The organism is Devosia indica (assembly GCF_003056405.1).
GTDB lineage: Bacteria > Pseudomonadota > Alphaproteobacteria > Rhizobiales > Devosiaceae > Devosia > Devosia indica.
The window spans coordinates 256,110-282,616 of the sequence record NZ_PYVZ01000002.1 but is presented as its reverse complement, the minus strand read 5'-3'; the positions used below and the strand labels follow the sequence as shown (position 1 = coordinate 282,616).

The window sequence follows — 26,507 nt, the reverse complement described above, 5'->3', positions numbered from 1 at the left end:
CGCAAGCAAAGCCCTAATGCGCGTCGCGCGCTTTCACTTTGCGGCGCGCCGCATGCAAGAGCGGTTCGGTATAGCCGCTGGGTTGATCCGCGCCATGCAAGGCCAGGTCCAGAGCTGCCTGGAAGGCGACCGACTGGAAATTTTCGGCCATCGGACGGTAGAGCGGGTCGCCTGCATTCTGGGCATCCACGATACTGGCCATGCGTTCGAACACCGAGGTCACCTCATCGCGGCTGACCAGGCCATGGCGCAGCCAATTGGCCACCGCCTGGCTCGAAATGCGGCAGGTCGCCCGGTCTTCCATCAACCCGACATCGTTGATGTCCGGAACTTTGGAACAGCCAACCCCCTGCTGCACCCAGCGCACCACATAGCCCAGAATGCCCTGCGCGTTGTTCTCCAGCTCGCGCGTGATTTCCTCGCGGCTCAATGAATAGGGGGCCTGCACTGGCATCGAGAACAGGTCGGACAGCCCCGGCAGAGCCTGGTTATGCCGGCGTTTCTGGGCCTCGAACACGTCCACCTGGTGATAATGCAGCGCGTGCAGCGTTGCCGCCGTCGGCGAGGGTACCCATGCCGTATTAGCGCCCGCATTGGGGTGGCCGATCTTGGCATCCATCATCGCGGCCATGTCGTCCGGTCGCGCCCACATGCCCTTGCCGATCTGCGCTTTGCCCGAGAACCCGCAACTCAGGCCGATCAGCACATTGCGGTCCTCATAGGAATTGATCCACCTCTCGGACTTGATCTCGTCCTTGCGCAGCACCGGGCCCGCTTCCATCGAAGTGTGGATTTCATCGCCTGTGCGGTCGAGGAACCCGGTATTGATGAAGAACACGCGTTGCCGCGCCTCATAAATCGCGGCCTTGAGATTGGCCGAGGTCCGCCGCTCCTCATCCATGATGCCGATCTTGATGGTGTTGGGCTTCAGGCCAAGGAACTGCTCAACCGAAGCAAAGATCGCGCAGGCGAATGCCACTTCCTCCGGGCCGTGCATCTTGGGTTTGACAACATAGATCGAGCCATTGCGCGAATTATTGCCCTTGTCGTGCATGGCACAAAGAGCGGTGACGGCCGCATCCATCAGCCCTTCGCCGACCGGCTTGCCGTCAAGCAGTACCGCATCGGTGGTCATCAGGTGCCCGACATTGCGCACCAGCAGCAGTGACCGCCCTTTGAGCACGAGTTCACTGCCATTGGCACCCCGATAGACCCGGTCCGCCTTGAGCTTGCGGGTGACTGTTTTGCCGCCTTTCTCGAAAGTGTCCTCAAGATTACCGAGCATCAACCCGAGCCAGTTGCGGTAGACCCCCACCTTGTCCTCGGCATCAACCGCCGCAACAGAGTCCTCGCAATCCTGAATGGTAGTCAGCGCCGATTCGACGATAACGTCGCTGAGCCCCGCAGGATGGGCGCCGCCGATTGGGCTCGTCTTGTCGATCACCAGCACCGCATGCAGCCCATTGTGCCGCAGCACGATCTCGGCCGTTTCGCCCTCACCAGCATACCCGACAAAAGCCGAACCATCCTTGAGGGTCGCCGGACCGGCCTTGGTATCGATCACAAGATTCGCCAGGCCGCCCTGCTCGGCCACCACATAGGACGTGACATCGGCATGACTGCCGGTGGTCAGCGGGAAGGCCTCATCCAGGAATTGCGCCGCCCGAGCCACCACGGCCGCACCCCGCGCTGGGTTGTAGGCCCCGCCCGGCGCCAGTTCACCGTCACGACTGACGGCATCAGTGCCATAGAGTGCATCATATAGGCTGCCCCAGCGCGCATTGGCGGCGTTGAGCGCATAGCGGGCATTGGACACCGGGACCACGAGCTGCGGCCCGCAAATGCTGGAAATCTCGGGATCCAGTCCCTCGGTCTGGATGGAAAAGTCGGCGGGCTCGTCGACCAGGTAGCCGATCTCCCTGAGGAAAAATTCATAGCCCTGCGCATTATTGATCACCGGCCCGTATTTGCGGTGCCACTCATCGATCTTGGCCTGAATATCGTCGCGCTTGGCCAGAAGCTTGATATTGGTCGGCGCATGTTCGCGCACCAGACCTGCCAGCCCTTCCCAGAACTGATCCGCCGTTACCGACAGCCCCGCCAGCGCTTCTTTCTCGACGAAGTCAACGAGAAGCGGATGAACGGACAGGCCGGATTTGGTCAGGTAGTCACTCATGGCGGCAGGCTCTCCAATCGCAATTGTGATGAAGGTGTAGGCCATTGCGGCCCTGCTTCACAACCCGACCAAAGTGGACTTCGCCCTTGCGCCAGCCACATAGACCTCGGCAATGGATCGATCGTCGCCCATGGTCTGGAGCAGGAACAGCTCTTCGGCCAGTGTAGTCATCGTGGCGTGTCGCATCCGCATGGTGGGCGTTGCCCCGGCATCGAGCACGATCAGGTCTGCCGCCCGGCCCGGCGCAATCGAGCCGATGGTATCGGCCAGCCCTAGCGCCTCGGCATTGCCACGCGTCGCCATATAGAAGGAGGCCAGCGGATCGAGCCGCTGACCGCGCAATTGCAGTACCTTGTAGCCCTCGTCCAGCGTGCGCAGCATGGACATGCTGGTGCCCCCGCCAATATCGGTGGCAATGCCGACGCGCACGCCGTGGGTCACCAGCCGTTCGCGATCAAACAGCCCCGACCCCAGAAACAGGTTCGACGTCGGGCAGAAAACCGCAACCGACCCCGTTTCGGCCAGAACCGCTGTTTCTCGATGGTTGAGATGGATGCTATGGCCCAACAGGGTCTTGGGTCCGAGCAGCCCGTAATCCTCGTAAATGCCGGTATAGTCCGGCGAGCCGGGATAGAGCTCCATTGAAAGGCTGATTTCGGCGTCGTTTTCGCTGAGGTGTGTTTGCAGGTAGCACTCGGGATGCTCCTGCACGAGGGCGCGCGCCATCTCCATTTGCTCAGGCGTCGAGGTGATGGCAAAGCGCGGCGATATGGCGTAGAGGGCCCGCCCCCGTCCGTGCCAGCGCGCGATCAATGCCTTGGTGTCGTCATAACCGGACTGGGCCGTATCACACAGTCCCTCTGGCGCATTGCGATCCATCATCACCTTGCCGCCCACCATCAGCATATTGCGGCGCTGGGCTTCGGCGAAAAACGCGTCCACAGAGCGTGGGTGGCTGGAACAATAAGCCACCGCAGTCGTCGTACCATGGCGGATCAGGGCATCGTAAAAATCGACGGCAACAGCATCGGCATGGCCTTGCTGGGAAAATTTCTGCTCCTCGACAAAGGTGTAGCTGTTGAGCCACTCGAGCAGGGAGCCAGCATAAGACGCCATCATCTGGCTCTGCACATAGTGCAGATGCAGGTCGATGAAGCCTGGCATGATCAGGTTGGGGCGATGGTCGATGATGACAGCACCTGCCGTCTCGGCCTCTGAGAAATCCCCGACGGCCACGACCAGTCCGTCCGCTATGCTGACGGCACCGTCCTCCAGGTAAAGATAGCTCTCGACATCATCGAGGGCCTGCGGGGCCCGCACAAAACTCAGCACACGACCGCGCAAAATGGTGCGCGTCATGAGCCCGAACCCTCACGATACCATTCGACCAGCAAGGCGCGTTCCGCCTCGGTCATCTCGGTAGCATTGCCCGGCGGCATGGCATGGCTCCAGCCAGCCTGAATAGCGATCTGATGGGCGTTGTTGGCAATGGCGACATCATTGTCGAGAATGACATTCTTGGGCGCCTCATAGATGCCCTCCCAAACAGGCTCGGGGGTATGGCACATGGCGCAGCGCGTCTGCACCGCCAGGCTGGCGGACGCGAAATGCTCGGTGGCCATGAACTTTTCGCCGCTCGCGGTCACCAGCACTTCGCTATCGGCTCCCGGCAGCTTTGGCGACGTCGACAACCAGGCAATAACCAGCATCAGCACCACCGCGATGGCCCAGGTCCAGTGTGGATTGCCCTTGCGCGCATGGCGGGTGTTGAAATAGTGCCGGATGACGACGCCAACGAGAAAGATCAGCGAGGCAATGATCCAGTTCCACTGCGTGGCAAAAGCCAGCGGGTAGTGGCTTGAAAGCATGAAGAAGATAACCGGCAGCGTCAGGTAGTTGTTATGCAGGCTGCGCTGCTTGGCGATCTTGCCGTATTTGGCGTCGGGCACCCGGCCTGCCTTCAGATCTCCCACAACGATTTTCTGATTTGGAATGATGATCATCGCAACGTTGGCCGTCATGATGGTCGCGGTGAACGCGCCCATATGCAGCAGGGCCGCCCGGCCGGTGAAAAGCTGCGTATAGCCCCAGCTCATCGCCACCAGAATAGCGAACAGCACCAGCATGAGCCCGGTGGTCGACCGCCCGATCGGCGACTTGCACAGCGTGTCATAGAGCAGCCAGCCCAGAACAATCGAGCTGGCAGAAAGCAGGATCGCCATCCAGCTCGGAACGTCCAGAATGTTGCGGTCAACAAGGAACAGATCGGCGCCCACATAGTAGAGCAGAGCCATCAGCATCGCGCCCGACAGCCAGGTCGCGTAGCTTTCCCATTTGAACCAGGTCAGGTGCTCGGGCAGAAATTCGGGCGCCACCAGGTATTTCTGGATGTGATAGAAGCCCCCGCCATGCACCTGCCACTCCTCGCCATGGGCCAGTGGCGGCAGGCTCGGGGTCTTGCGTAGCCCCAGATCAAGCGCGATGAAATAGAAGGACGATCCGATCCAGGCGATGGCCGTCACGACATGCAGCCAGCGCGCCGCAAACATCGCCCATTCGTAGAAAATCGCCAGATCGCCCATCAGAGTCTCCGTATGCCCTATCTGTCTCCATCCCGGAGACATGCAAAAGGGGCGGGCGCAGGCCCGCCCCCTCAATTCGCATCACGCACGCGATCACGCTGGCGGAATGACGCCTTCGACATACCAGTCCATGCTGAGCAGTTCTGCGTCGGTGAGAGTCACGCCAGCGGCGACCTTTTCGGCGCCGGTATGGTCGTTAATCGGACCGGTGAAGATGTTGAACGATCCGTCGATCTGGCCGTTCTTCACGGCCTCGGCGGCGGCAATCACATCTTCGGGCACCTTCGGACCATAGGGCCCGATCTGCACTTCGCCCTCGGCCAGCCCTGGCCAGCTATCCTTGCTTTCCCAGGTGCCGTCGATGACGGCCTGTGCGGTCTTGACGTAGTGCGGGCCCCAATTGTCGATGATCGAGGTGAGCTGCGCCTGCGGTGCAAATGCGCTCATATCGGCGCCCTGGCCGAAACCGCCGACAATGCCGCGCTCTTCAGCGACCTGCAGGGCGGCCGGGCCGTCAGTGTGCTGGGCGATGATGTCGATGCCCTGATCGATCATGGCGCGGGCCGCATCGGCTTCCTTGGCCGGGTCGTTCCAGGTCGAGATATAGACCGGCGTGATGGTGAAATCTGGATTGATCTTGCGCGCAGCGAGCACGAAAGAATTGATGCCCATCACCACTTCGGGGATCGGGAACGAACCGATATAGCCGGCCTTGCCGGTCTGCGACATATGCCCCGCAATGGTGCCGCAAACAGCGCGACCTTCATGGAAGCGTGCATTGTAGGTGCCAACATTGGCCGAACGCATGTAACCGGTGGCATGCTCGAAAGTGACATCGGGGAACTGCTCGGCCACCTTGATCACATAGTCACCGTAGCCAAAGCTGGTCGCAAAGATCAGCTTGTGGCCAGACTGGGCCAGTTCACGCAGCACGCGCTCGCTGTCCGGACCTTCCGGTACGTTCTCGACATAGGTGGTTTCCACCGCATCGCCAAGCTGCTCTTCGAGATAGAGCCGGCCCTGGTTATGGGCGTAGTTCCAGCCATTGTCGTTGATGGTGCCGATATACATGAAGCCGACCTTGAGCGGCTCGCTCTGGGCAAAGGCCTTGGTGCCCAGCAGCGGCAAGGCCGCAGCGGCACCACCGATCTTGAGCAGGTTACGACGGTTTAGGGTCATCTGTTCTCTCCTGATTGACGTCATTTATTCATCGAAACGGTCGTTTTTCGCCGTCTCAATTGCTGGGCAAGAACGGCCTGCCGAGACAGGCCGGTGCATTGGAAGAAGCATCACGCCGGATCGATATCAGCACCAGCACGACGACGGTGGCAAGATAGGGCATCGCGGCCCAAAGCTCGGCCGGGATGGCGGACAGTGGTCCTCCGCCCGCCTTGGCATAGAGCTCCATGGTCATCACCAGTCCGAATAGATAGGCACCGGCGAGCAGTCGGAACGGTTTCCAGCTGGCAAACACCACCAACGCCACTGCAATCCAGCCCCGCCCGGCGGTCATGCGTTCGGCCCATTGCGGTGTCAGCAGCAAGGGGAAACAGGCGCCTGCAATGCCGGCCATCGCACCGCCAAAGGCCACAGCTCCATAGCGCACCGCGACCACCGAATAGCCGATGGAATGGGCCGAGTGATCATTTTCCCCCACCGCACGCAGGATCAGCCCGGCGCGGGTCTTCTTCAGGAACCACCAGACAGCGAGCACCATGGCAAACGAGAAATAGACCAGCGCGGAATAGCCAAACAGCACCCGCCAGATCGGGTGTGTTGCCAGTTCCGAGGGAAATAGCGGCCCCAGCAACGTTACCGGGCGCGCGGAATACCCCTGCCCCGCCAGCGCCGAAAAACCGGTACCGAATATGGTCAGGGCGAGACCGGTTGCAGTCTGGTTCGCAGACAGGCTCAGGGTCAGAAAGCCGAAGATCATTGAGGTCGCCACCCCGGCCCCAGCCGCCAGCAGAATGGCCAGATAGTGATTTCCGGTGGTGAAGACCACGACAAAGCCGGTAATGGCGCCAACCAGCATCATGCCCTCGACGCCCAGATTGAGCACGCCAGACTTTTCGACCACCAGTTCACCCAGGGCCGCAATCAGGATTGGGGTCGATGCGCCCACCACGGTGACGATGATGGCAATGGCCAGTTCCAGTGTCATGCGCCTGCCTCCACCTGCGGTACAACCCGCTTGAGCCGGTAGCGCACCAGAATGTCCCCCGCGAGCAGGAAGAACAGCATCATGGCCTGGAACACGCCCGTCGCGGAGTTCGACAGCCCTATGGTGGTCTGCGCCACTTCACCGCCCACAAAGGTGATGGCCATGACAATACCGGCAAAGATCACGCCGAGTGGGTTCAGCCGCCCCAGAAACGCAACGATGATTGCGGTGAAGCCGTAATTGGTCGGAAAGCCCGGCACCATGCGCTGGAACGGCCCGGCCACTTCAAGCATGCCGGCAAGCCCCGCCAGGCCGCCGCTGACCAGCATCGCCAGCCAGATCGTCTTGTTCTCCGAAAACCCGCCATAGCGGGCCGCATGGGGCGCCGCCCCGACAACGCGCATCTGATAGCCGAACACCGAGCGCGACATGATGAACCAGGCGATCAGCGCAACGATGATGGCAATCGGCACGCCGGCATGAACAATGGTTCCCGGGAAGATATTGGGCAGCAGCGCCTCGCTGGCGAACCGTCGCGTCTGCGGAAAGCCCATGCCCATCGGGTCCTTCCAGGGCGCCCGGACGAGATAATAGATCAATTGCACCGATGCGTAGGTGAGCATCAGCGAGGTCAGGATTTCATTGACATTAAGCCGGGTCTTGAGCAGTGCTGGAATGGCGCCATAGGCAGCGCCACCGGCCATTCCGGCCAGCATCATTGCCGGCAAGGTCCACCAGCCGCCCGCACCATGGCTGGCCAATGCCACCCAGGTCGCAGCCAGTCCGCCCATGATGTACTGACCCTCGGCGCCGATATTCCAGACATTGGCGCGGTAGGCAATCGATAGCCCGACCCCGATGATGATCAATGGCGCGGCCTTGACTCCCAGATCCTGCCATTTGAACGAATTGGTCAGCGGCGTCAGGAAGATCTCCCGCACCGCGCCAATCCCGTCATAGCCAATCACAGAAAAAATGACGGCGCCGATAATCATCGTCAAAGCCACCGCCGCGACCGGCGTGGCATAGAGCATGAAGCGTGACGGCTCGCGGCGTTTTTCCAGGCGGAATTGCATCATGCGGCCTCCTCGCCATGAACACCGCCCATCAGCAAGCCGATTTCCTCGACGCTGAAGTCGCCAATCGGCCGGCTTGCGCTCAGGCGCCCCATATTGATGACTGCCAGAGTGTCGCTGAGCGCTCGCAATTCGTCGAGGTCCTGGCTGATCACCACGATGGCCGAACCAGCCGTGGCCAGATCAACCAGCGCCTGGTGGATGGCCGCGGCTGCGCCCGCATCGACTCCCCAGGTCGGCTGGCTGACCACCAGCACGGTCGGTTTCTGCAGGATTTCCCGACCCATGATGTATTTCTGGAGATTGCCGCCCGAGAGCGACCCGGCCGTCGCCGCCGGCCCCAGCGCCTTGACGGCAAAATCGGCAATGACCTTGCCCGTATAAGTCTTAGCTGCGCCCGAATTGATCAACCCCAGCACCACCATGCCGAGCCGATCACGCGCGGTCAGCACAGAATTGTCCGATAGGGAGAAATCGCCCACAGCGGCATGACCGTTTCGTTCCTCTGGCACGGCACACAATCCGTGCCGGCGGCGCTCCGTGGTGTCCATCAGGCCAATGGCGCGCCCGTCAATGGAAATGGCCTCACGCTCCTCACCCTTGAGCTCGCCCGAAAGCGCATCGAGCAGGGCGTTCTGCCCATTGCCCGCCACCCCGGCAATCCCAAGAATTTCGCCCGATCGCACCGTGAAGCTGACGTCGGCCACCGGCACATCGAAATCGCCGGTCTTCCTGGTGGTAAGCCCATTCACCACCAGTTTCGGTTCGCCAAAACGACGCCCTTCGGGCTTGATGATATCCTTCAATCCCGTGCCGATCATCTTTTCGGCCATGGAGCGGCTGGTTTCAGCCTTTGGATCGCACGTATCAACCAGCTTGCCGCCCCGCAAAATCGTGGCCGTATCGCACAAGGCTTTGATTTCATGTAGCTTGTGGGAAATGTAGAGGATTGAACAGCCCTCGCTGGCGAGCTGGCGCAGCACGGTGAACAACTGGTCCACCTCCTGCGGCGTGAGCACCGAGGTTGGCTCATCCATAATCAGCAATTTCGGATTCAATAGCAGCGCCCGCACGATCTCGATGCGCTGCCGCTCCCCAACTGAAAGCGTGGCCACGGTCCGATGCGGATCGAGCAGCAACCCATAGGTCTGCATGACCTCGCGAATGCGCGCTTCAAGCTCACGAGACGGGATTTTCGCGTCCATCCCCAGAGCGATGTTTTCCAGTACGGTCAGCGCTTCGAACAACGAAAAATGCTGGAACACCATCCCGATACCCAGCCGGCGGGCGGCCTTGGGGTTCGGCACCACGACCGGCTCGCCATTCCAGCGAATCTCCCCGCCATCGGGCTGCATGATGCCGTAGATCATCTTGACCAGGGTGGATTTGCCTGCGCCATTCTCGCCCAGCAGCGCATGGATTTCACCCGGCTTGACCGCGAACGACACATGGTCATTGGCCAGAACGCCGGGAAACTGCTTGGTGATGCCGCTCAACTCGAGCCGGTTGGGCATATTAAAATCCACTCGTCACCCCCAATCCTTTGGGGGTGGACACCTGCCCGACAGAAACTTCCCTTGCCCCAATGTGGACCATAATTTCAGCCGCCGCCAGTGCCGCAATAACCGAAGGTCGTTTATCCCCAAGCCCTTGCGCGCCAATAGGTAAAATCAGACGATCCAGATCAACCCGGTCGCCCCCCTGCTCCATATACCAGCTCGCGAACTTTGCCCGTTTTGTCCGTGACCCCACCATGCCGACATAGGGACAGTCGGAGCGACCCATCGCCTCATTGGCAATTAGGAAATCCAGCGCGTGATCATGGGTCAGGATGACATAGGCGCTGCCAACTGGTGCAGACCGGACTACCGCCTCCGGCATGGCCACCTGCCGATGTGGAATGCCGGGCGGCAACCTATCCAGCTCCTCCTGCCGCGTGTCGATTACCTCGACCTTGACCGGCAGCAGCGAAAGGATTTGCGCCAGCACTCGCCCGACATGGCCGGCACCGAAGACATAGACTGAGGCAGCAGAGCCGTCTTCGGCCATCACCCTGGCCATTACCTCGCGTCGGACGACATCGTCCGCATAGCGAAGCGTGACCGTGACCCGTCCGCCGCAACATTGCCCAATCTCGGGCCCTAGCGGCACATCCATGACCTCCTCAGCACGCCCTTCGGCGATCAGCCGCCGCGCATGCTCAATGACCATATATTCGAGCGCACCGCCGCCAATGGTGCCGAAGATCGCCCCCATGCTCACAAGCATGCAGGTGCCCTGCTCCCGAGGAGATGATCCGCGCACCGAAGTCAGTTCGCATGCAATCGCATCAGGATTGGCAGCGAAAAAGGCTTCGAAGGCGGCGGATGCACTCATGTCAGCTAATTCGGGCCTTTCTCAGGCGCTCAACGCCCATCAGCACCCGTTCGGGCGTCACCGGCGTATCGAGCTGGGGCGCTATGGCATAATCCGCAACACTTGCAACCGCCATGCTCAACGCCTCGACGACACTGATCGCCAGCATGAACGGCGGCTCTCCAACGGCCTTGGAACGGCCGATGGTCGGCTCACGATTCACCGACCATTCGGCCAGTTGCACATTGAAGATCGGGGGAACATCGGAGGCCAGCGGGATTTTGTAGGTCGAGGGCGCATGGGTACGCAATTGGCCCTTGTCGTCCCAGACCAGCTCTTCGGTTGTCAGCCATCCCATGCCCTGGATGAAGCCACCTTCCACCTGGCCGATATCGATGGCCGGGTTCAGCGACTTGCCCACATCATGCAGAATATCGACGCGGTCCACCGTGTACTCGCCGGTCAGCGTATCGATGGTCACCTCGCTGACAGAGGCGCCATAGGCAAAGTAATAGAACGGATGGCCGCGCCCGGTTGCCCGATCCCAGTGGATTTTTGGCGTCTTGTAAAAGCCGGCGGCCGACAGCTGCACCCGGTTCATATAGGCCGAGGCGGCCAGTTCGGCGAAGGGGATGTGCTTTTTGCCGACATCAAGGCCACCGGTCACCCAGCGGCAATCGACCTCATCCGCGTCATGCAACTTGGCCGCATGGGCCAGCATGCGTGCCTTGATCTGCTCGCAGGCGTCCCAGGCCGCCATGCCGTTGAGATCCGAGCCGGACGAGGCGGCCGTGGCCGACGTATTGGGCACCTTGCCGGTCGAGGTCGCCATGATCTTGACGGTATCAAGATTGACCCCGAAGGCCTCGGCCACCACCTGCGCCACCTTGATATAGAGCCCCTGCCCCATCTCGGTGCCGCCATGGCTCAAATGGATCGAACCATCCTTGTAGACATGCACCAGCGCGCCCGCCTGATTGTACCAGGTGGCCGTAAAGGAGATCCCGAACTTCACCGGCGTCAGCGCAATGCCTTTCCTGAGCACGGCACTCGACGTGTTGAAGTCCAGCACAGCCTGGCGCCGCGCCTGATAGTCTGACGACACCTCCAGCTCATCCACCACCCGATGGACAATATTGTCCTCCACCACCTGATGATAGGGCGTCACATTATTGCTGTCGGTCCCGTAGAAATTGGCCTTGCGGATTTCCAGCGGATCCTTGCCCAGCGCATAGGCGATGTCTTCCACCCAGCGCTCGGCGGCCACCATGCCCTGCGGGCCGCCAAAGCCGCGAAAGGCGGTGTTGGACACCGTGTTGGTGTAAAGCGGCTCGGAGCGCGCCCGCACCGCCGGATACCAATAGGCATTGTCGCAATGAAATAGCGCCCGATCGGTCACCGGGCCGGTCAGATCGGCCGAGAACCCGCCTCGCGCGCCATAGACTGCGTCGACGGCAACAATCTTGCCGTCCTCATCATAGCCGACATCATAGTCGACCACGAAATCATGCCGCTTGCCGGTCGCGCTCATATCGTCGTCGCGGTCAGGACGGATCTTGCAGGCCCGGTTCCACTTCTTGGCGGCCAATGCAGCCACCACGGCAAACAGATTGCCCTGGGTTTCCTTGCCACCAAAGCCACCGCCCATGCGGCGCACATTAATGGTCACCGCGTTCTGTCGAATGCCCAGCGCATGGGCCACGATCAACTGCACCTCGCTCGGATGCTGGGTCGAGGAATGCACCGTAACGTCTTCATCCTCGCCCGGCACTGCCAGCGCGATCTGGCCTTCCAGATAGAAGTGATCCTGCCCGCCAATGGTGATGGCACCCTTGGCACGGCGCGGCGCACCGGCCAGGCCGGCCTCGACATCACCCCGTTCGAGTTTGAGCGGCTTGGTCACCTGCTGCCCACCGGCCGCCTGGGCCGAACGCACGTCAGTAATAAAAGGCAAATCCTTGTAGTCGACCTTGGCCAGTTGCGCGGCACGGCGCGCCTGATCACGCGTTTCGGCGATCACCGCGAATATGGGCTGCCCCCAAAAATGCACTTTGCCATTGGCAAATAACGGCTCGTCATGCACATCCGCCGAGCTGATATCGAGTTCGCCCGGCACGTCCTCATTGGTCAGCACACCGATTACACCGGGCGCGGCCAACACCTCGGAGAAGTCCATACCGAGGATCTCGGCATGCGGCTTGGTCGAAAGCCCAAGATAAGCATGCATCGTGCCCACCGGCTCGATCATATCGTCGATATATTCGGCCGTGCCGGTCACATGCTTGGGGCCGCTGTCATGCTGCGTGGGCGCATGGAGCGTGGCGAGAGAAATATTGCTCTGCTTGTTCATCACGCCACCTCCCTCGCCAGGCGCTCACCCCGCTCCTGTGTCCACAGGAAGAAACGCTTGAGCAGGTTCTGTGCCGCAAGCAGGCGATAATCTGCCGATGCGCGCATGTCGCTGATCGGCTGATAATCCTCGGCAATGAAAGCTATGGCCGCCTCGACAGTCTCCATCGACCAGGGCTGGCCAATCAGCGCCGCCTCAACCGCCTTGGCGCGCTTGGGCGTCGCCGCCATGCCGCCAAAGGCAATGCGTGCCATGCCCACGGTGCCAGCATCGTTGACAAAGACCCGGAACGCACCGCAGAGGGCAGAAATATCTTCCTCGCGCCGCTTGGAAATCTTGTAGGTGGCGAACTTCTCGCCGGTAGGCAACAAGGGCAAAGTTACGCTCTCGACGAATTCACCCGGCTGACGATCCTGTTTCCCATAGGCCAGGAAATAGTCCTCGAGCTTAATCTCGCGCCGGTGCACGCCCTTGCGCAAATGCAGCTTGGCACCCAGCGCAATGAAGGGCGGCGGTGTGTCACCGATGGGTGAACCATTGGCGATATTGCCACCAATTGTTCCCATATTGCGGATCTGTTCGCCCGCAATACGATCCCACAATTCGATCAGTTCGGGAAATCTTGACGCGATGACTGGCTGCGCCTCCGAGTAGGATACGCCGGCATAGAACCGCACTTCGCTGTCATTCTCGGCGATGCGCTTCAGCTCCTGCAAATGCCCGATGAAGATCACCGGCCCAATGGCGCGCATGAATTTGGTGACCCACAAGCCCACATCGGTCGAGCCCGCAACGATCCGTGCTTCCGGATTGGCCTCGTACGCGGCCGCGAAATCATCGAGCGAAGCCGGTATGATGACGCGATTGCTGCCCTCGCCGATTTCGACGCAACGGCCATCCTGCATCGCCTTGAGCCTGTTCTTGACCACAATGCGTTCGGCCCAGAGCGGATCGCCCTGCGGCCGGCCGTAGGTGCCCATCTTTTCGCCAGCGCGGATGATCGGTGCATAGCCGGTGCAGCGGCAAAGATTACCCTGCAATGCCTTCTCGATGGCCGCCCGCGACGGATCGGGATTGCGCATCCAGAGTCCGTAAAGGCTCATCACGAAGCCTGGCGTGCAGAAGCCGCATTGCGAACCATGATGATCGACCATGGCCTGCTGCACGGGATGGAGCGTACCGTTCGCGCCGCGCAGATGCTCGATGGTCACTACATGAGTGCCATGCAGGCTACCGACAAAGCGGATGCAGGCAGTCACCGAGTCATAGATGACCTCATCATCCATCAGCCGTCCAACCAGCACCGTGCAGGCGCCGCAATCTCCCTCGGCACAGCCTTCCTTGGAGCCGCGCAGCCGCCGCTCCAGCCGAAGCCAGTCAAGCAGGGTCAGGTCCGGCGGCACGTCGGTCAGCGTCACCTCTTCCCCGTTGAGCAGGAATTTCAGGGCATTGGCGACTTCGACCATGGCTCAGCTCCCTCGATAGGTAGAGTAGGCGAAGGGGCTGACCAGCAGCGGCACGTGATAGTGCTTGTCCTCGGAAATGGTGAAGCGGATCGGCACCACATCCAGGAATGGGGTTTCGATCTCTACCCCGACACGTTCAAAATACTGTCCCACATGAAAGCGGATCTCATATTCGCCATGCTGGAACTCCTCGCTCAGCAATGGCTGATCCACGCGCCCATCTTCATTGGTATGGCTGTCGAGCAGGTGGTGCGTATGATCCCCGTGCACATAGTGCAGTTCCAGCCGCATGCCGCGCGCCGGCTTACCATGCATGGTGTCCAGGACATGGGTGGTCAGGGCTCCGCCCATCTTGCTGCTCCGTATTCGTTCCCCGAAAGGCACAATAGCACGGGCACTTGCTCTTGATACTCTCAAATTGGGAGCATTATGCTGCCAATCTGGCAACAAGAGGACAATGACATGGACCCGCGCACACCACCTGAAAGACCGCGCGAGCATGCCTTGTCGGCAGGCCTGCTGGCGCGGGTGTTCCACCAGCCTTCGCTGATTTACTTCAACGCCGTCGCCACCCATCTGTCCATCCGCGAGGCAGCGCGGCGGCTTAACATCGCCTCATCGGCCGTGACGCGGCAGGTCGCGCAACTCGAGGATGCGCTGGGCATCGAACTGTTTCTGCGCGAAAAACGCCGCCTGCGCCTCTCACCCGCCGGCGAAATTCTGTTCCGCCATTCGCGCCGCCTTGCCGCCCCAATGGAAGCGGCCGTATCGGAGATCGAATTACTGCGCGGTGTCAGGGCCGGCTCGGTCCGCATCGCAACAGCCGAAAGCGTTGGTCTGTCCTTCCTGCCCCAGCTCATCAGCGATTTCGGCAAGCGCTATCCGCGTCTCAATCTCGACGTCTCCATCATTTCTTCGGCCGAGGTTGTCCAGCGCCTGGTCGAGGAGCGTATCGATATCGGCTTTGGCTTCATCGCCAAACCGCCCCGGCAGGTCGACGTGGCCTTTCGCCGGGATGTTTCCATCGGCGCCGTGATGGCGCCCGATCATCCCTTGGCGGGCGTCCGAAACCTGACAATGGCGCAGTGCCTTGAGCATCCCCTCGCCGTCGGTAAGCCGGAAATATCGATCCGTGAGGTCATTGAACCCTTCCTCCATTCCCCAGCAAACATCACCCCGCCCTTGGTCGAGGTGAACTCCATCCGCCTGCTGGTCGAACTGGCGCTGGGTGGCCACTATGCCTCGATCATGACCCCGATTGGCGCCCAAAACGAGATCGCGGCAGGCCGCCTCGTCTTCCGCCCCCTGCAGGATGGCGGACTGCCGACCAACCGCTTCGGAATTCTGGTGCGATCGGGCAGCGCCCTTCACCTGGCCCCGGCGATCTTCTTTGAACACGCCAAGACTTTTTTTGAGAGCCTTTCGCTTCCCGGCGCTGTTTGAACACAAGCTGGGTTGACATTCATAGCCGAAGAGCTATTGATTTAATCCATAGCTATTCATGAATGGATCTAGATGAACACGCATCAAGATGCCTTGTTCCGGTCGCTCGCCGACCCCACCAGGCGCGCCATATTCGAACAGCTCTGCAGACAGGGCGAACAGACTGTCGGCACGCTGACCGGCTTTGCCGGTGTCGCTCAGCCGACCGTTTCAAAACATCTGGCCGTGCTCAAGCAGGCTGGCCTCGTAAGCGATCGCCACGAAGGCCGGCAGACCCACTATTCCGCGCGGGTTCAGGCGCTCGCGCCGCTGATGGACTGGACCAAGGAAATGACGAACTTCTGGGAGGCACGGCTCGATGCCCTCGAAAATTTGCTCACAAGGATAGATCAATGACCCGTTTCATTCGTGCTTTTCACCGTTGGACCTCGATCGTCTTTACCCTGACGGTGATCGTCAATTTCGTCACAATTGGCTTTCTGGGTCAGGCCGGCGTACCCCCGCTTGTGACCTTCTCGCCGCTCCTGCCTCTTTTCCTCCTGCTGTTCTCAGGCTTGTTCATGTTCGTCCAGCACTACGCGCGCCGCCGCACGGGCCTCAACCATGTCTGAGGGGAAACCCGAGCGTCCGCCGCTCCAGCCCGGACCTGACGGCATTGTCCGGCTCTCCGGCGGCAATCCCCAGATCGCCAAGGGCTATGGCAACGAAGTAGTTCAGAAATACATCGCCGCCATGCCCGGCTGGCAGAGCGAGGTCGGCCGCAAATTGGACGCCATCATCGAAAAGACCGTGCCCGGTATCCACAAGGCCGTGAAATGGAACACGCCGTTTTATGGATTAGAACAGGGCATTTACATTGTCAGCTACCACTGCATGACCAAATACGTGAAAGTGGCCTTCCACAATGGCGCCCAACTGCGCCCAATGCCTCCAGGCACTTCGAAACAGGCCGAGGTGCGGTATCTCGATATCTACGAGAACGACATTCTGGACGAAGACCAGTTCGCCGACTGGGTGAGACAGGCCAGCAAGCTGCCCGGCGAGAAGTTGTAGGGAGTTGGATTGTGACATTTTCCAAGGACAGCGCCGCAGACCTTGCCTCCGGCGCAACGCCGGGTGAATTGATCGACAAGCGCATTGCCGACCTGCCAGATTGGCGGGGCGACAAATTGGCCAAGATTCGCAAGCTGATCCATGAGGCCCTGCCCGATGTGGAAGAAGAGTGGAAGTGGGGCAAGCCCGTCTGGTCCCACAACGGAATCCTGTGCACCGGCGAAGTCTACAGGGCCACAGTGAAATCCACCTTCCCCAAGGGCGCCTCACTGGAAGATCCCAATCACCTGTTCAATTCCAGCCTAGAAGGCAATGTCCGCCGCGCCATCGATTTTTTTGAAGGCGAGAGCATCGACGAAGCCGCTTTCAAAGCGCTGATCCTGGCCGCTGCGACGGCCAATGGCGAAATTGCCACCAAACGCGCCCGGAAATAGGATCTCCCGAATGACCATCGCCACCCAGACCCGCTCTGTCGTTGTCGAGCGCGAAATCCCGCATCCGCCAGCCAAAATCTGGAAGGCGTTGACCCAGTCACATCTGATCTCGGAATGGCTGATGGCCAATGATTTCGATCTCAGGGTTGGTCATAAATTCAAGCTACGCGGTGAATGGGGTGGCGTGCTGGACTGCGAGGTGCTTTCAATCGAGCCGGAACGCTCTCTTTCCTATGCCTGGGATCACGACAATCAGGATCCCCTTTACGCACTCAAAAGCGTAGTCACCTACACCCTGACTCCAACCGACACCGGCACGCATCTGCGCGTGGAGCAGGCTGGATTCCGTCCCGAGCAGAAGCAAGCCTTCGGCGGTGCCCATGCCGGCTGGAAGCAATTCCTCGAGAAGCTGGAAACGGTTGCAGCGATCGGCGGCTGACGTCCTTCTATGGACACAAGCCCCGCTTCAGTCTAGCGCAGGGGCGGCGCTTCTGCTTACCATTGGGTCTCCCGCCTGACGTAGAAGAGACTCATCCATGAACCGATATCCCCGCGACATGCATGGCTACGGCCAAACCCCGCCCCATGCCAACTGGCCCGGCGGCGCTCATATCGCGGTGCAGTTCGTCCTCAACTACGAGGAAGGCGGTGAGAACAATATTCTGCATGGCGACGACGCGTCGGAAGCTTTCCTGGTCGACGTGCTGGGCGCGGCCCCCTGGCCGGACCAGCGCCATGCCAATGTAGAATCCATGTATGAATACGGCGCTCGCGCCGGTTTCTGGCGGCTGCACCGTCTCTTCACCGAGGCAAACCTGCCCGTGACAATTTATGGCGTTGCGACTGCCCTGATGCGCGCGCCGGCTCAGCTTGCAGCCATGCAGGAAGCGGGCTGGGAAATTGCCAGCCATGGCCTGAAATGGGTGCAGCACAAGGACATGCCGGCCGCCGAAGAAAGCGCCCAGATTGCCGAAGCGGTGCGCCTGCACACCATCGCCACCGGCTCACGCCCGCTCGGCTGGTACACCGGCCGCTCTAGCCTCAACACCGTTGACCTCGTTGCTGACTATGGCGGCTTTGCCTATATCTCGGACACCTATGACGACGACCTGCCCTATTGGAAGGTGATCGGCGGCAAGCCCCAGTTGATCATTCCCTATACGCTCAGCGCCAACGACATGCGCTTTGTTACGGCGCCCGGCTTCGACAATGGCGAGGAATATTTTACCTTCCTCAGGGACAGCTTTGATTGCCTCTACGCCGAGGGCCAGGCAGGGTCACCCAAGATGATGTCGATTGGCCTGCACTGCCGCCTGGTCGGTCAACCCGGCCGCTATCAGGGCCTCAAGAAATTCATCGACTATATCAAGGGTTTCGACAAGGTCTGGGTGCCCACCCGACTCCAGATTGCCCAGCACTGGGCAAGGGAACATCCCTATAGGGCGCCTGAAGTGACCCCCAGCCAACTTGAGCGCGCCGAATTCGTTGCCCGCTATGGTTCAATCTTCGAGCATTCTTCCTGGATCGCAGAGCGCGCCTGGGAGGCCGAAATGGGGCCGGCCAATGACACCGCAATCGGCCTGCACTTTGTCTTACGCAACCAGTTCCGGATGGCCACGCCCGAAGAACGCCTGGCTGTTCTCAAGGCACACCCGGACCTTGCCGGCAAGCTTGCCACTGCCAAGCGCCTGACCGCCGAGTCGACCGCCGAGCAGGCCTCGGCCGGCCTCGACGCGCTGACCGATGATGAACGCAACAGGTTCACAGCGCTCAACAGCGCCTATGTCGAAAAGTTCGGTTTCCCGTTCATCATTGCCGTCCGGGACCACAGCAAGCAGTCCATTTTGGAGAACTTCGAGACGCGTATCGCCAATACGGCCGCCGAAGAATTCGCCACCGCCTGCGCCCAGGTCGAGCGTATCGCGCTGCTGCGTCTGCAGGCCATCCTGCCCTGACGCGTCGCGCCCTGTCGCGGCAAATGCACAATACTGGCCGGACCGAAGAATGGCCCGGCTCTCATGACCTCCGACAATGACCCATTTGGGTCGTCGCGGACAATAACCGCATGCTCAATCTTCTGCGCTGCCGCCCTACAAGCGACAACCCCGTCGTACTGTTTTCGAGGGCATCTTTGTGGCGATCACTTGTAGAAGCCCTCGCGCAGATTGATGCCGTGCTCCACCCACATGCGCATGGCGCAGAGCATGCCAGTCCAGCCTTCGCAATTGCCATAGGACGCTTTTTGCCCGGCCTCGTTCTCACGCCAACCCGCTTCATGGATAGAGACCAGGGTTCGCCCGTCCTCCAGCGCTTCAAAGCCCATCGTGACCTTGGTTTGATAGATGCCAGCAGGATCACCATCCGGCGGCGCATCCCAGGTCAGCACGATCTTCTCATCAGGCACGACCTCGACGACATTCACCGGAAAGGCGCCGGGAAAATCGTGGAAATCCCAAGTTACCGTCGCGCCAGTCTCCAGCCGCCCCCTGGCGCCGCCGGTCGTGAAATAATGTGAGAGCTGCGCCGGATCGGCGACCGCCTCGAACACCTCACGCACCGGGCGTGAAATGCGCCCTCGAACCGTAAATTCATACGCCATCAGACCCTCCATCTGCTTGACATTGAGACCTTATGTTATAATTTTATAACATGTCAAATGACGATGCAGATGACCTAGTTTTCAAGGCCCTGGGGCACCGGGTCCGCCGGCGCATTCTCGATCTGCTCAAGGCGGAATCCCGCACCACCGGCATGCTGTGCGATCTCATCCCCGAGATTGACCGCTGCACGGTGATGCAACATCTGCGCGTCCTCGAAGAGGCTGGGCTGGTTGTCGCTGAAAAACGGGGACGCGAGCGCTGGAATCATCTCGACGCCCTGCCCGTCCACGCCATTCACGAGCGTTGGATCGGGCCCTATGCGGCCTATGCCGCCGCCATGCTGAGCAAACTCAAACACAGGGTCGACGCCTGAGGCGTTACCCCATAGCCTCGGCCTGCGCAAACCTCTAAGCTCGAGCCAGCACGACACAATTCGAAACGAGTCATGGTCTCTTCCTACGCCTCTCCCAGTGCCGGCCTGCCTGGTCAGATGGACCTGCACACAGGCCGCGCCACCTTCACCGAGGCCTATGCCCTTATTCCACGCGGAGTGATGCGCGACATTGTCACCTCCTGCCTGCCCCATTGGCGCGATACCCGGCTCTGGGTCATTGCCCGCCCCATGAGCGGCTTTGCCGAGACGTTCTCGCAGTACATTGTGGAAGTGTCGCCCGGCGGCGGGAGTGAGCGACCAGAAGACAATCCCGGGGCCGAAGGTGTCCTGTTCGTGGTCTCAGGACAGATGACCGTCACCATCGAAGGCAAGACCCATTTGCTCGAAGTGGGCGGCTATGCATTCCTGCCCCCGGGCTGCGCCTGGAGCCTTGTGAACAAATCCACCGAAACTGTGCGTTTTCATTGGGTGCGCAAGCGCTACGAAGCGGTCGAGGGCCTCGCCGCGCCAGAGGCTTTTGTCTCCAGCGACAACGACCAGCCGATCCGCTGGATGCCCGATACCAATGAGCGCTGGGGCACCACGCGTTTTGTCGAACCGGATGATGTCCGCCACGACATGCACGTCAATATCGTCACGCTCGAACCCGGCGCCGTCATTCCCTTCGAGGAAACCCATGTCATGGAACACGGCCTCTATGTGCTCGAAGGCAAGGCGGTTTATCGTCTCAACCGCGACTGGGTGGAGGTGGAAGCGGGCGATTTCATGTGGCTGCGCGCCTTCTGCCCCCAAGCCTGCTACGCCGGTCCCGAGCGGTTCCGCTACCTGCTCTACAAGGACGTCAACCGCCACGCCAAACTGCCGTTTTGAGCCATGCCAGCCGACAATACGATCTTCACCGAGCCGCTGACCGCAGAAGCCTTTGCGCCTTTCGGCCAGGTCATCCAGACCGAGAACGCCGATCACTATCCGATCAATCTGGGCATGACAGAGCGTTTTCACGACCTGGCCCGGATTGAACTGGAAGGCCAGGGGGCCCGGCCCCTGATCTCGATTTTCCGCGGACGCCCATACGCATTGCCGCTCGATTTGCTGATGATGGAACGGCATCCCCTCGGCAGCCAGGCGTTTGTCCCGCTTTCTGCCCACCCCTGGCTGGTGATCGTGGCCCAAGACAATCGCGGCGAGCCGACGCGCCTTCGTGCCTTTCGTCCCGCCGCCGGGCAAGGCGTCAATATCGCTATCAATGTCTGGCATGGCGTGCTTACGCCTCTCGAGAAGACCAGCGAATTCCTCGTTGTTGATCGCGGCGGCGACGGCGATAACCTGGAAGAACACCACTTCAAGCATCCCTGGACCATAGTGGCAGACCGCCCCGAGTAACCCTGAAAGCGTCCTTGTCTCGCAACCGTCAGGCGCATGCTGTAGTTTGTGCAGCAAAGGGATGGAGGCAGACATGCACCTTTCAAGGCTCATCCAGGCCATGGCGCTGATACTGATGGTCCTGTCGCCGCCGGCCATGGCCGCGACCACGCTCAATGGCACCGTGACCTATCGCGAGCGTATGGCACTGCCGGCAGACGCCTGGCTCCGTGTCACGCTGGTGGATCTGACAACGATGGCCCCGGTCGTGGGTGCTTCGGCTGGCATTCCAGCCAAGGGCCAGGTGCCGATCGGCTTCGCGCTCAATGTGCATTCGCAGGTTGAAAAGACCAATGGCGCCTATGGATTGCTCGCCGAGATTTCCAGCGCCGGACAGGTGCTCTTTCGCACGCCCAGTCCCGTGCCCGTTTCCATCGGAGATAGCGCGCCGACGCCAATCTTGGTCTATCGCACGCCAACCCAGCCACCCAGCCCGGAACCGCCTATTCCCGCCACCCCGTCAGAACTCTTCGACACGCTCTGGACGGTCACCAGCATCGGCGGCCGGCCGGTCTCCGCGCCGCGGGCACCGACCCTCTCGATTGCGCCCGACCATCGCGCGGGTGGGTTCGGCGGGTGCAACAATTACTTCACCGAAGCCAGCATCGAAGCTCAGGCGTTGTCCTTTGGCCCAGCCGCCGCCACCCGCATGGCCTGCGCACCTGATTTGATGAATGAAGAGACCGCCTATTTCACGGCGCTGTCCGCCGTGGCATCCTATGAACTCGACGGTCAGGGACTGCGGCTGCTCGATGCGGCCGGTGTGCCGCTCATCGGGCTTGTGCGCACCACGGAGTAGACTGGTTTGGAGACTGCGGAACTGATTTCACGCCTGCTCGACGTGATCGAGAAGGATATTGCCCCCGTCACCGCCAAGGGTGTTGCGCGTGGCAACAAGCTGTTCGGTGCAGCAATCCTGAAGAAGTCCGATCTATCAGTGGTTGTAGCCGAAACCAATAACGAGATCGAAAATCCGCTCTGGCATGGTGAAATGCATGCCATCAAGCGCTTCTTCGAACTGCCAGCGGACCAGCGGCCGGCCACCAAGGACTGCTTGTTTCTGGCGACCCACGAGCCCTGCTCACTGTGCCTTTCCGGCATAACCTGGTCAGGCTTTGACAATTTCTACTATCTGTTCAGCCATCAGGACAGCCGCGACAGCTTCGCCATTCCCTATGACATACAGATTCTCAAATCCGTCTATGCGGTGCCCGAGCCTGAAACCGGCACAGTGTCGCCGGGGCGCGACCTCTACAACCGCAGCAACGATTTCTGGACCAGCCATGGCCTGCAGGACATGATCGCCGGGCTCGCCCGCAGCAATCGCGAAACGCTCATGGCGCGCATCGACGATCTCAACGCCCTCTATGCCGAATTGTCCGAAAACTATCAGAAGGACAAGGGCAGCAAAGGCATTCCGCTGGCTTAGTCGAGGCTGACGGCTGCTGCCGGCATGAACTCGCTTCGCGGGGCCTCGGCGAATGAGGCGGCAAAGGTCAGGAAGCTGATCGACAGGGCAAACAGCGCGGTAAGCAAAAGCTGCGACATGATGTGAAGGACCCTCATTCTTATTCGCGGCGGTCCGGGCTCACCCCTTTCCGCTCTCGGTTCCTTCTACGCAGGTCGCTTTGAACGCAGGACCAATGCACCATTAATGTGTCATTCATAAATCCCGCCGGGCGCATACCAGCCATGAGGCCCGAACTTTTTGCGCCCCCGTGCGTTGCAACCTGTGACCATCAACGCAACCAAAGGGGTAGCCATGTCCGAACTGATTGCACAGTCTGGCGGCGCGGCACCGTTGCTCGCCATCTTCACCGATTTCGACGGCACGCTGGTTGAAATCGCCGAAACACCTGACGCCGTCGACGTGCCCGCCCATCTGGCGGATCAGTTGGACCGGACTGCCCGCGACTTCAATCATGCATTCGCCGTCATTACCGGCCGCGAAATTGCCGATATTGATCGCTTCCTTGCTCCGCTGCATTTGCCGGTCGCCGGCGCGCATGGCGCCCAACGGCGCAAAGCGGATGGCACGATGCTCGAACTCGATGCCGAAATTACAGGGGCCGCTCAATCCATTGCCAGCGCCATGGCGCCATTGCTCGAAGAACACTCCGAACTGATCCTGGAGCCCAAGGACGGTGCCGTTGCGCTGCATTATCGTCAGGCACCGGAGCTGGAAGAAGACTGCCTTCTCGCCATGCAGGCCGCCATTGGCAAGCATCCCGAATTCACGCTCGTTCCAGGCAAGATGGTCATCGAGGCGAGACCTGCGGGTTTCGACAAGGGCAGCGCCCTCAAGGCCTTTATGCAGGAAGAGCCATTTGCCGGCCGCACACCGATCTTCATCGGCGACGACACAACCGATGAGGATGGCTTTCGCGCCGCACAGGAGCTCGGTGGCGTCGGTATCAAGCTCGGACCGGGCAAGACGATTGCGCGCATGCGCATCGCCGACGTTGCGTCCGTATATGCGCTGCTTGAAGGCCTGACCCAGATCGTTACTGGGCCACAGGCAACCAGCAATCTCGCAGACGAAACGCCGATCCTGGCGGAGACGACTGCACACTGAACTGACGACCGCCGGACCTGCCGGCACACATTTATGTTCAACCAGACACGGGGGCACCAGCCACATGAGCCGCATCGTCATTGTATCGAACCGCACGCCCGGCAAGGGTCCCGCCGCCGGTGGGCTTGCCGTCGCGCTGCGCAAGGTACTGAGCGAAAGGGAGGGCTTCTGGTTCGGCTGGTCTGGCAAGCTGACGGATCAGCCCGCCCGCGAAGCCCGCATCGAAGACATCGATGGCCTTGAGGTCGCCCAGATCGACCTCAGCCGTGAGGATCATCACGCCTATTACGCAGGGTTCTCTAATTCCATTCTCTGGCCAAGCTTCCACCTGCGCCTCGACCTGGCAACGATTGAAAGCCACTGGTACGAGGGCTACCGCCGGGTGAACCAGCAATTTGCCAGGGCGCTGTTGCCGCTGCTCAAGCCCGACGACGTGGTCTGGGTACATGATTATCACCTGATCCCGCTTGCGTCCGAGTTGCGCCAGCTCGGTGCGCGCAACCGCATCGGCTTCTATCTGCATATTCCGTTCCCCACGACCGACGCGCTTTATGCCATCCCGCACCATGAAGAACTGATGCGCGACCTGTCGCGCTATGATCTGGTCGGCATGCAGGCCAAGCGCGACGTCGCAGCCTTCACTGAGTTTGCCGAGCACCAGGCGCCCTCCACCTTTGGCGGCCACAAGGTGCAGGCGATCGACTTCAGCCGCACCGAGGTAGAGGCCTTCCCCATCGGTTCGGACCCGGATGCCTTCGCCAAACTCTCCGTCAGCCCCGCCGCCACCAAGATGGTGAATCGCATGAAGCGGGTTCTGGGCGATCAGCGGTTGATCCTTGGGGTCGACCGGTTGGACTACTCCAAGGGCCTGCCGCAACGCGTCGAGGCCTATGAAAAGCTGCTCGCCAACAATGCCCGGCTGCGCCGTTCTGTGCACATGTTGCAGGTGGCCCCGCCATCGCGTGACAGCATCAAGGAATACCAAGAAACCAGCGATACGTTGGACGCCATGTGCGGCCGGGTCATGGGGCATTTCGCCGAACCCGACTGGCAGCCCCTGACCTATGTCAAGCGCGCTTATGGCCAGCCAAGCCTGGCCGGGCTTTACCGCATGGCCCGTGTGGCCCTGGTCACGCCGCTACGCGACGGCATGAACCTGGTAGCGCATGAATTTGTCGGGTCCCAGAACCCGGAAGACCCCGGCGTGCTGGTCCTGTCGCGCTTTGCCGGTGCCGCCGAGATCTTCTCCGAGGGTCTGTTGGTCAATCCGTTTGATACGGATGAAACCTCCGAGGCCCTGCGCATGGCCCTGGACATGCCACTCGATGAGCGCAAGCAGCGTTGGGCGGCTCTGATGAAGTCAGCGCAGAAGCACAATGTCGATGATTGGGCTGTGAGCTTCCTCAACCACCTGACCCAGGGTGGACCGGACAAGCCCAGCGCAACCCGAGATGTGCTTTATCTCGGCTCCGCCAGCGAATTGGCTACGCCTCCGAACGCCATGGGGTCCCAGACGCCCCCAGCAGCGTAACCAGCATGCGGTTGGCCGGGGTGGCAATGCCATGTTTCTCGCCCAGCCGCACGATGACCCCGTTGCGAGCTTCGATTTCCATGGGATTGCCCGCCATCCGGTCGGCATGAATCGACCCGGCTATCGCGCCCTCCTTCATGGTGCGCATGTTTTCGACAGCAGCCTCAACCACCGATTGGGGCACTTCTGCGCCCTCTGCCCGTCCAACGGCGGCGCATTCTTCAACGAGAGCGCGAATGATCGCTTCCATGTCATTGGACCAGACCGGCCCGGTGGCCCGCAAAGTCAGCGCCGGAACAATAGCCGCACAATTACCGGTTAGCTTGACCCAGAGCTGGGACACAAAATCCCCATGCGCCGCAGCCTCGATCTCCGTATCGACGAATAACTCCGCCAACGCTTCGCCATTGTGCCCTGCAGGCACCGCGATGATGCCATGCCGGCTCTGGACGATACGACCAGGTGCGCTGCGCGAAGCCGGCAAGTTAATCATCACAGGCACCAACTTGTCTGCCGACACCAAGTGCGCAAACAGGCTCACATGCTCCACCCCGTTCTGGATGATCGCCACCCGCGTTTTCGGCCCGCACAAGGCCTCAAGCCATGGCGCGGTCGCGTCTGCACTATAGGCTTTGGTCGTGATCAGCACCCAGTCGACCGGCCGGGCCTGTGAGGGGGCCGTCAGAACTTTCGGCGTGGCCGTGATTACACCTGCCGGCGTTTCCACCAACAGATCGGTGATCGGCGTGCGCACGCAGACCGACACATCAAAATCGGCGTTCTGGGCCAGCCAGGCGGCAAGGGTTCCCCCGATGGCACCCGGCCCGACAATGGCGATGGAAGTCATGGCAATCCCTCAAAATGCAATGGGCGGCCCGAAGGCCGC

At 60.7% G+C, this 26,507-nt stretch carries 28 protein-coding genes; 14 read left to right on the top strand and 14 right to left on the bottom strand.

Annotated features, from left to right (window positions below):
• Positions 1–13: 13 nt before the first annotated feature.
• The 11 genes from DDE76_RS03195 to uraH all read right to left on the bottom strand — a co-directional run bounded on the left by DDE76_RS03195 (position 14) and on the right by uraH (position 14,520).
• On the bottom strand, positions 14–2,176 hold the full coding sequence (locus DDE76_RS03195; protein WP_104894950.1) for a malate synthase G: 2,163 nt from the start codon (positions 2,174–2,176) through the stop codon (positions 14–16).
• A gap of 57 nt (positions 2,177–2,233) precedes the next feature.
• Entirely contained in the window at positions 2,234–3,535 is a 1,302-nt protein-coding gene (gene guaD, locus DDE76_RS03190) for a guanine deaminase (RefSeq protein WP_104893583.1), read from the bottom strand.
• Positions 3,532–4,758: a urate hydroxylase PuuD gene (locus DDE76_RS03185; RefSeq protein ID WP_104893582.1), complete on the bottom strand. Its 1,227-nt coding sequence runs from the start codon at positions 4,756–4,758 to the stop codon at positions 3,532–3,534. The genes guaD and DDE76_RS03185 overlap by 4 nt, the downstream gene beginning before the upstream one ends.
• A gap of 93 nt (positions 4,759–4,851) precedes the next feature.
• Positions 4,852–5,937, bottom strand: coding sequence for a BMP family ABC transporter substrate-binding protein (locus tag DDE76_RS03180; protein WP_104893581.1), 1,086 nt, complete (start codon positions 5,935–5,937; stop codon positions 4,852–4,854).
• 55 nt (positions 5,938–5,992) lie between these two features.
• Positions 5,993–6,916: an ABC transporter permease gene (locus tag DDE76_RS03175; protein ID WP_198650827.1), complete on the bottom strand. Its 924-nt coding sequence runs from the start codon at positions 6,914–6,916 to the stop codon at positions 5,993–5,995.
• 2 nt (positions 6,917–6,918) lie between these two features.
• Positions 6,919–8,001, bottom strand: coding sequence for an ABC transporter permease (locus DDE76_RS03170; RefSeq protein ID WP_245891780.1), 1,083 nt, complete (start codon positions 7,999–8,001; stop codon positions 6,919–6,921).
• Positions 7,998–9,512: an ABC transporter ATP-binding protein gene (locus tag DDE76_RS03165; RefSeq protein ID WP_104893580.1), complete on the bottom strand. Its 1,515-nt coding sequence runs from the start codon at positions 9,510–9,512 to the stop codon at positions 7,998–8,000. Before DDE76_RS03165 ends, DDE76_RS03170 begins: the two co-directional genes overlap by 4 nt.
• Before the next feature lies 1 nt (position 9,513).
• On the bottom strand, positions 9,514–10,374 hold the full coding sequence (gene xdhC, locus DDE76_RS03160; RefSeq protein ID WP_104893579.1) for a xanthine dehydrogenase accessory protein XdhC: 861 nt from the start codon (positions 10,372–10,374) through the stop codon (positions 9,514–9,516).
• A gap of 1 nt (position 10,375) precedes the next feature.
• Positions 10,376–12,703, bottom strand: coding sequence for a xanthine dehydrogenase molybdopterin binding subunit (xdhB, locus tag DDE76_RS03155; protein WP_104893578.1), 2,328 nt, complete (start codon positions 12,701–12,703; stop codon positions 10,376–10,378).
• The gene (gene xdhA / locus DDE76_RS03150) at positions 12,703–14,169 is read right to left on the bottom strand and encodes a xanthine dehydrogenase small subunit (RefSeq protein WP_104893577.1); all 1,467 of its coding nucleotides are present in this window, start codon (positions 14,167–14,169) and stop codon (positions 12,703–12,705) included. Before xdhA ends, xdhB begins: the two co-directional genes overlap by 1 nt.
• Positions 14,170–14,172: 3 nt before the next feature.
• Entirely contained in the window at positions 14,173–14,520 is a 348-nt protein-coding gene (gene uraH, locus DDE76_RS03145) for a hydroxyisourate hydrolase (protein WP_104893576.1), read from the bottom strand.
• Positions 14,521–14,631: 111 nt separating this feature from the next.
• Here uraH and DDE76_RS03140 point away from each other — a divergent pair, with 111 nt between their 5' ends.
• The 7 genes from DDE76_RS03140 (at position 14,632) to puuE (ending at position 19,054) form a co-directional block, all read left to right on the top strand.
• Positions 14,632–15,612, top strand: coding sequence for a LysR family transcriptional regulator (locus tag DDE76_RS03140; RefSeq protein ID WP_158672411.1), 981 nt, complete (start codon positions 14,632–14,634; stop codon positions 15,610–15,612).
• 72 nt (positions 15,613–15,684) lie between these two features.
• Complete coding sequence (locus DDE76_RS03135) at positions 15,685–16,008, top strand: ArsR/SmtB family transcription factor (RefSeq protein ID WP_104893574.1); 324 nt, start codon at positions 15,685–15,687, stop codon at positions 16,006–16,008.
• Positions 16,005–16,223 carry a hypothetical protein gene (locus DDE76_RS03130; protein WP_104893573.1) on the top strand — a complete coding sequence of 73 codons (219 nt, stop codon included), beginning with the start codon at positions 16,005–16,007 and terminating at the stop codon, positions 16,221–16,223. The genes DDE76_RS03135 and DDE76_RS03130 overlap by 4 nt, the downstream gene beginning before the upstream one ends.
• The gene (locus DDE76_RS03125; protein WP_104893572.1) at positions 16,216–16,665 is read left to right on the top strand and encodes a DUF1801 domain-containing protein; all 450 of its coding nucleotides are present in this window, start codon (positions 16,216–16,218) and stop codon (positions 16,663–16,665) included. The genes DDE76_RS03130 and DDE76_RS03125 overlap by 8 nt, the downstream gene beginning before the upstream one ends.
• A gap of 11 nt (positions 16,666–16,676) precedes the next feature.
• On the top strand, positions 16,677–17,099 hold the full coding sequence (locus tag DDE76_RS03120) for a DUF1801 domain-containing protein (RefSeq protein ID WP_245891779.1): 423 nt from the start codon (positions 16,677–16,679) through the stop codon (positions 17,097–17,099).
• 10 nt (positions 17,100–17,109) lie between these two features.
• Entirely contained in the window at positions 17,110–17,538 is a 429-nt protein-coding gene (locus DDE76_RS03115; protein WP_104893571.1) for an SRPBCC family protein, read from the top strand.
• A gap of 97 nt (positions 17,539–17,635) precedes the next feature.
• Complete coding sequence (puuE, locus tag DDE76_RS03110; protein ID WP_104893570.1) at positions 17,636–19,054, top strand: allantoinase PuuE; 1,419 nt, start codon at positions 17,636–17,638, stop codon at positions 19,052–19,054.
• Between the two features lie 185 nt (positions 19,055–19,239).
• Here puuE and DDE76_RS03105 read toward each other — a convergent pair whose 3' ends face one another.
• The gene (locus DDE76_RS03105) at positions 19,240–19,698 is read right to left on the bottom strand and encodes an SRPBCC family protein (protein ID WP_104894946.1); all 459 of its coding nucleotides are present in this window, start codon (positions 19,696–19,698) and stop codon (positions 19,240–19,242) included.
• Between the two features lie 50 nt (positions 19,699–19,748).
• Here DDE76_RS03105 and DDE76_RS03100 point away from each other — a divergent pair, with 50 nt between their 5' ends.
• The 5 genes from DDE76_RS03100 (at position 19,749) to DDE76_RS03080 (ending at position 22,944) form a co-directional block, all read left to right on the top strand.
• Positions 19,749–20,072, top strand: a complete 324-nt coding sequence (locus tag DDE76_RS03100; protein ID WP_104893569.1) for an ArsR/SmtB family transcription factor — start codon at positions 19,749–19,751, stop codon at positions 20,070–20,072.
• 72 nt (positions 20,073–20,144) lie between these two features.
• On the top strand, positions 20,145–20,963 hold the full coding sequence (locus DDE76_RS03095; RefSeq protein WP_104893568.1) for a bifunctional allantoicase/(S)-ureidoglycine aminohydrolase: 819 nt from the start codon (positions 20,145–20,147) through the stop codon (positions 20,961–20,963).
• Positions 20,964–20,966: 3 nt separating this feature from the next.
• The gene (locus DDE76_RS03090) at positions 20,967–21,476 is read left to right on the top strand and encodes an ureidoglycolate lyase (RefSeq protein WP_104893567.1); all 510 of its coding nucleotides are present in this window, start codon (positions 20,967–20,969) and stop codon (positions 21,474–21,476) included.
• A gap of 73 nt (positions 21,477–21,549) precedes the next feature.
• Positions 21,550–22,314, top strand: coding sequence for an META domain-containing protein (locus tag DDE76_RS03085; RefSeq protein WP_158672410.1), 765 nt, complete (start codon positions 21,550–21,552; stop codon positions 22,312–22,314).
• Positions 22,315–22,320: 6 nt separating this feature from the next.
• Positions 22,321–22,944 carry a nucleoside deaminase gene (locus DDE76_RS03080; protein WP_104893565.1) on the top strand — a complete coding sequence of 208 codons (624 nt, stop codon included), beginning with the start codon at positions 22,321–22,323 and terminating at the stop codon, positions 22,942–22,944.
• Here the strand turns inward: DDE76_RS03080 and DDE76_RS20010 are convergent.
• Positions 22,941–23,063, bottom strand: coding sequence for a hypothetical protein (locus DDE76_RS20010; protein WP_281261851.1), 123 nt, complete (start codon positions 23,061–23,063; stop codon positions 22,941–22,943). The genes DDE76_RS03080 and DDE76_RS20010 overlap by 4 nt on opposite strands.
• A gap of 214 nt (positions 23,064–23,277) precedes the next feature.
• On the opposite strand from DDE76_RS20010, the gene otsB reads away from it, so the two are divergent.
• Positions 23,278–24,090 carry a trehalose-phosphatase gene (gene otsB, locus DDE76_RS03075; RefSeq protein ID WP_104894945.1) on the top strand — a complete coding sequence of 271 codons (813 nt, stop codon included), beginning with the start codon at positions 23,278–23,280 and terminating at the stop codon, positions 24,088–24,090.
• Between the two features lie 64 nt (positions 24,091–24,154).
• Positions 24,155–25,621: an alpha,alpha-trehalose-phosphate synthase (UDP-forming) gene (locus tag DDE76_RS03070; protein WP_104893564.1), complete on the top strand. Its 1,467-nt coding sequence runs from the start codon at positions 24,155–24,157 to the stop codon at positions 25,619–25,621.
• On the opposite strand, the gene DDE76_RS03065 is transcribed toward DDE76_RS03070, so the two are convergent.
• Entirely contained in the window at positions 25,575–26,468 is an 894-nt protein-coding gene (locus DDE76_RS03065) for a 2-dehydropantoate 2-reductase (RefSeq protein ID WP_104893563.1), read from the bottom strand. The two genes, DDE76_RS03070 and DDE76_RS03065, sit on opposite strands and share 47 nt — an antisense overlap.
• Between the last annotated feature and the right edge of the window lie 39 nt (positions 26,469–26,507).

Coding starts and splice junctions, on each gene's coding strand:
- uraH (WP_104893576.1), bottom strand. CDS start 14,520: ATGGGCGGAGCCCTGACCACCCATGTCCTGGACACCATGCATGGTAAG.
- xdhA (WP_104893577.1), bottom strand. CDS start 14,169: ATGGTCGAAGTCGCCAATGCCCTGAAATTCCTGCTCAACGGGGAAGAG.
- DDE76_RS03135 (WP_104893574.1), top strand. CDS start 15,685: ATGAACACGCATCAAGATGCCTTGTTCCGGTCGCTCGCCGACCCCACC.
- otsB (WP_104894945.1), top strand. CDS start 23,278: ATGTCCGAACTGATTGCACAGTCTGGCGGCGCGGCACCGTTGCTCGCC.
- DDE76_RS03065 (WP_104893563.1), bottom strand. CDS start 26,468: ATGACTTCCATCGCCATTGTCGGGCCGGGTGCCATCGGGGGAACCCTT.
- DDE76_RS03085 (WP_158672410.1), top strand. CDS start 21,550: ATGCACCTTTCAAGGCTCATCCAGGCCATGGCGCTGATACTGATGGTC.
- DDE76_RS03165 (WP_104893580.1), bottom strand. CDS start 9,512: ATGCCCAACCGGCTCGAGTTGAGCGGCATCACCAAGCAGTTTCCCGGC.
- DDE76_RS03130 (WP_104893573.1), top strand. CDS start 16,005: ATGACCCGTTTCATTCGTGCTTTTCACCGTTGGACCTCGATCGTCTTT.
- DDE76_RS03070 (WP_104893564.1), top strand. CDS start 24,155: ATGAGCCGCATCGTCATTGTATCGAACCGCACGCCCGGCAAGGGTCCC.
- DDE76_RS03195 (WP_104894950.1), bottom strand. CDS start 2,176: ATGAGTGACTACCTGACCAAATCCGGCCTGTCCGTTCATCCGCTTCTC.
- DDE76_RS03095 (WP_104893568.1), top strand. CDS start 20,145: ATGGTCTCTTCCTACGCCTCTCCCAGTGCCGGCCTGCCTGGTCAGATG.
- DDE76_RS03185 (WP_104893582.1), bottom strand. CDS start 4,758: ATGGGCGATCTGGCGATTTTCTACGAATGGGCGATGTTTGCGGCGCGC.
- DDE76_RS03105 (WP_104894946.1), bottom strand. CDS start 19,698: ATGGCGTATGAATTTACGGTTCGAGGGCGCATTTCACGCCCGGTGCGT.
- guaD (WP_104893583.1), bottom strand. CDS start 3,535: ATGACGCGCACCATTTTGCGCGGTCGTGTGCTGAGTTTTGTGCGGGCC.
- DDE76_RS03180 (WP_104893581.1), bottom strand. CDS start 5,937: ATGACCCTAAACCGTCGTAACCTGCTCAAGATCGGTGGTGCCGCTGCG.
- DDE76_RS03100 (WP_104893569.1), top strand. CDS start 19,749: ATGTCAAATGACGATGCAGATGACCTAGTTTTCAAGGCCCTGGGGCAC.
- xdhC (WP_104893579.1), bottom strand. CDS start 10,374: ATGAGTGCATCCGCCGCCTTCGAAGCCTTTTTCGCTGCCAATCCTGAT.
- puuE (WP_104893570.1), top strand. CDS start 17,636: ATGAACCGATATCCCCGCGACATGCATGGCTACGGCCAAACCCCGCCC.
- xdhB (WP_104893578.1), bottom strand. CDS start 12,703: ATGAACAAGCAGAGCAATATTTCTCTCGCCACGCTCCATGCGCCCACG.
- DDE76_RS03140 (WP_158672411.1), top strand. CDS start 14,632: ATGGACCCGCGCACACCACCTGAAAGACCGCGCGAGCATGCCTTGTCG.
- DDE76_RS03125 (WP_104893572.1), top strand. CDS start 16,216: ATGTCTGAGGGGAAACCCGAGCGTCCGCCGCTCCAGCCCGGACCTGAC.
- DDE76_RS03115 (WP_104893571.1), top strand. CDS start 17,110: ATGACCATCGCCACCCAGACCCGCTCTGTCGTTGTCGAGCGCGAAATC.
- DDE76_RS03090 (WP_104893567.1), top strand. CDS start 20,967: ATGCCAGCCGACAATACGATCTTCACCGAGCCGCTGACCGCAGAAGCC.
- DDE76_RS20010 (WP_281261851.1), bottom strand. CDS start 23,063: ATGTCGCAGCTTTTGCTTACCGCGCTGTTTGCCCTGTCGATCAGCTTC.
- DDE76_RS03170 (WP_245891780.1), bottom strand. CDS start 8,001: ATGATGCAATTCCGCCTGGAAAAACGCCGCGAGCCGTCACGCTTCATG.